Source organism: Frankia sp. CcCS3 (genome assembly GCF_977927575.1).
The window spans coordinates 1-3,363 of record NZ_CDWRCL010000165.1 but is presented as its reverse complement, the minus strand read 5'-3'; the positions used below and the strand labels follow the sequence as shown (position 1 = coordinate 3,363).

General features: G+C 66.3%; 4 protein-coding genes and 1 pseudogene. All 5 read right to left on the bottom strand.

Going from position 1 to position 3,363, the window contains the following annotated elements; all coding sequences use genetic code 11:
• Nucleotides 1–20: 20 nt before the first annotated feature.
• Complete coding sequence (locus AC08OQ_RS14155) at nt 21–266, bottom strand: recombinase family protein (protein WP_476601530.1); 246 nt, start codon at nt 264–266, stop codon at nt 21–23.
• Between the two features lie 235 nt (nt 267–501).
• A complete protein-coding gene (locus tag AC08OQ_RS14150; RefSeq protein ID WP_462189336.1) occupies nt 502–804 on the bottom strand; it encodes a hypothetical protein in 303 nt (100 codons plus the stop codon).
• A 188-nt stretch (nt 805–992) separates the two neighbouring features.
• Complete coding sequence (locus AC08OQ_RS14145; RefSeq protein WP_476601529.1) at nt 993–2,033, bottom strand: DNA-methyltransferase; 1,041 nt, start codon at nt 2,031–2,033, stop codon at nt 993–995.
• Nucleotides 2,030–2,809, bottom strand: a complete 780-nt coding sequence (locus AC08OQ_RS14140) for a replication-relaxation family protein (protein ID WP_476601528.1) — start codon at nt 2,807–2,809, stop codon at nt 2,030–2,032. Before AC08OQ_RS14140 ends, AC08OQ_RS14145 begins: the two co-directional genes overlap by 4 nt.
• Before the next feature lie 121 nt (nt 2,810–2,930).
• Nucleotides 2,931–3,363: pseudogene (locus tag AC08OQ_RS14135) on the bottom strand (type IV secretory system conjugative DNA transfer family protein); the annotation flags it as partial.

The following is a 3,363-nucleotide window of genomic DNA, read 5'->3' as shown; positions in this document are numbered from 1 at the left end:
TTCGAAACGCGCAAGTTATTTCATTTCGACTCCTTAGCTACAAGACTCAGCATAGAACGCAGGCCCGGACGGTCCCGGAAAGCGCGGGAGCCTTGGTCCGCGTAAACCCACACTACGGTCATTCCCAGCTCCCGCGCCGCTTGCTCGCAGGCCTGGCGCTGTAGCTCAAGGGATTCTTTGCCGCCCGCCCCCTCGGAGGCGGTGCGCAGGTAGATTACCGCGTTCGGGCGATCAACTCGTACTTCATTCTCATGCACCTCTTCCATAAATACTCCTTTCCTTGAGGGTCATTCTTCCCAGTGGAGGAAATGGCCGTTTTTCCGGCCCCATCCTATGTCAATTCCCACCCGAAATCCCCGTTATTCTTCCAGGAATTGACACAGGCTAGGACGCCCATTTTTCAGCTTTGCACAGCCAAAAACAAGGTGTTGAGGGCCGGGGGAAGTACGCGAATGCGCACCTCCCCCGGCCCGCCCGCGCGACGTAGCCCTTTCGGCTACCTCACTTGCTCCGAGATCCGGGCTTTTCCGGCCCGCCGGGCGTCCCCGGAAGCAGTAGCGCCTCCACCGCCTGGCGGGCCGCCGCGGCCTGGGCTTCGGCTTCGGCGATCACCGCCTGAGCCTTCTCCGCGAAGTCCGGCGCGGATCGCTTGGCCTCCACGTAAAACTCGGCGGCGGCCAACAGCGCCGCTCCCATGGTGGAACCGTCCACCCGCACGATCAGCTCAAGCTGGGCGTGCAGGGCGTTCGGCAATTTCACCGCCAGGGTCTTGTGACCCCCGGGCCGGTCTTTCGGTTCCGTCACGGAAACCTCCTCAGAGGACGTAATGAAGTAACAAATACGTGATCGAGAGCATCATCGCAGGTCACAGGCCTGTGGAGGGTTCGAAACGCGCAAGTTATTTCATTTCGACTCCTCAGTGCGGGTGCGGCCGCTCATCCCTTATGGATGAGGACTTCGGCCGCACGACACCGGGGAGGACTCCCCGGCAGTTAGACCGGGCAGGCGGCCAGTTCTCCTGGCTGCCCGCAGACCTCCCTGATCCGCTTTTCGGCCAGCTGCACATAATCCGGGTTCAGCTCTACGCCGATGTAGTCCCGCCCGTTCTGGCAGGCCACCGCCCCCACCGTCCCCGTACCAAAGAATGGATCAAGCACCACGCCCGGAACAGTCGGAGCCTCGCAGTCGCACCGGATGAAGTCGCCCGCCTCACGTACCGTCGCCGCTTCCTGATCTTTTGCGTTCCACAGCTTCCGCACGGTGTATTGCCGTTTCCAGCCCTGGCCGCAGGCCGTGCATACGACTTCGGGGCAGGTCGCCAAGAGCGGTCGTCGGATCAAGCCCGGCGGGAAGGTGGCGAAGTGTGCTCCCCGGAAATTGCCCGCCGCGTGCTGCCACACATCCCCGGGGTTCTTCCCGAGCGGATGCCCCGGCTGCCCTTCGGGCCGTTCCCGCCGCAGGCCCTCGTTGTTTGCCACGAGCGGCCCTCGATACGTCGGCTTGGCGTACTCGGCCTTGGCCGCCTTCTTTCCACCGCCGGAGCGATGCGGCTCCCGGATAGCGTCCAGGTCGAAGAAATACCGGGGGCCGCGCGTGAGGAAGTACACCACTTCATAGGTGAGGGTCAGGCGGTCAGAGATCGACGAGGGCATGGGGTTCGTCTTGCTCCAAATCACCTTATTGCGGACAATCCAGCCGTCCGCCGACAGCGCCAGCACCAGCCGCTCCGGCGCCAGGAGCAGCCCCTTCGGCGGCGCCCCGTACTTGGAGTGCCTCGAAAAACTGTCGCCCAGGTTCAGCCAGACGCTGCCCGTCTGCTTGATCACCCGGGCCAGCTGGCGGAAGACTGGCAGAAGGCCCGCTACCCAGTCGTCCACCGTGGCCTCAAGGCCTAGTTGATCATCCACCCCGTAATCCCTCAGGGCGTAGTAGGGCGGGCTGGTGATCACACTGTCCACCGAGGCCGGTGGCAACTCCGCCAGGCGGGTGGCGGCATCGCCGGTCAGGATGATGTTGCGGGGTAGCTCCATCATTCCGCCGCCCCCTGGATCATCCGGCCTGCGGCCTCGTCCGAGGTAGCGACGGTGAACAATTGCCAGGTATCGGCAGGCAGACGGCCCAGGACGGCCAAGAGCTGCCGCCGACGGCCTTCATCCGGCACCACCCACAGCACGCGGGGAAAGACCTCGCCCTCCCGGCCGGACTGCCAGTACTTGATGTACAGCTCCGCTTTGCGCCGGATCGTCGGCAGCGACTCCGTCGCCCGGTCTACCTCCACCATCCAGGTGTCTTCGTACCGGCCCAGCCGCAAGGCCACACGGGCATCCGGCTTGATCACCATCCGCCCGGCGGGGCCGGAAAAACTGCGCCAGCTGGCTGGTTCCGCCTGGAAGCGCGCCACCACCAGCCGTCCGGCGGCTTCGGCTTTGCGCAAGGCGGTGTACAGCTCTGTCACCGCCAGGGAGTGCGCCAGGAACAAGGAGCCCACCGGCCAGGGCCGCTGCCACCGCGACCGCTCCGGGTCCAAGATGCACAAGGCCGCCACGTCGAGGGTGTAGACGAAGCCCGCAGAGCCTGCCCGCACGCCGCCGATCCGCCGGGGCAGCCGCGCGAGGAGCCGCCGCGCCACCATCCCGGCCAGCACCTCCCTGCCCCGCCGCGCCGAGACGCCCGCCAGATGCAACCGCACCAACTGCGCCCCGGTGGCCACGCGCACCACGGATAGCGTCGTAAGGATCTCTCGCTCCCGAGGCGGGATGGTCGCAGCCAGTGCCGCCACTTGACGGGAGGTGACATATGCCCGGCTCATGAGTTCACCCCACGAAGAAGCCAGGGAGTCGTCTGCACATTTGGCCCGGAAACCGCACCCCACCACGGCAAACGCGCAGGTCTACTCGACGCGACCGGCACAGCGGCCGGAAGTGCCCGCCTCATTCGGACACCTCCCGGCGGCCGACCCGTCCGGCGGGCTTGGTACCGTCATGGCGTGCCCGGATGGCGGCTTCCACCTCGTCCCGGTCTCGCCCGAAGCGATCCCGCGAGGCGGCCCGCACGATGTTGGCCTGTCCCGTAGCCGGAGGCGGCAGCAGCGTCACGCCGGTGGCAGGTGGGGCCACCCGCGCCCCGGCCGACAGCGACACCGCAACCTCATACGCACCCAGCCCCTGCAAGTCCGCTGCCCCCAGGTGCGGCGCCAGCTCCTTGGCGAGCCGCCCAGCGTCTGACGCAGCCGCCTGGAAGATCACCCGGCTGCGGGCATTGGCCAGGACTGCTTCCCGAAGGTCCGCCGACAGCTGCCCCAGATGTTGATGGGCCAAGATCATACCGAGTCCCAGGCCCCTGGCCTGCGCCAACACATCGGGG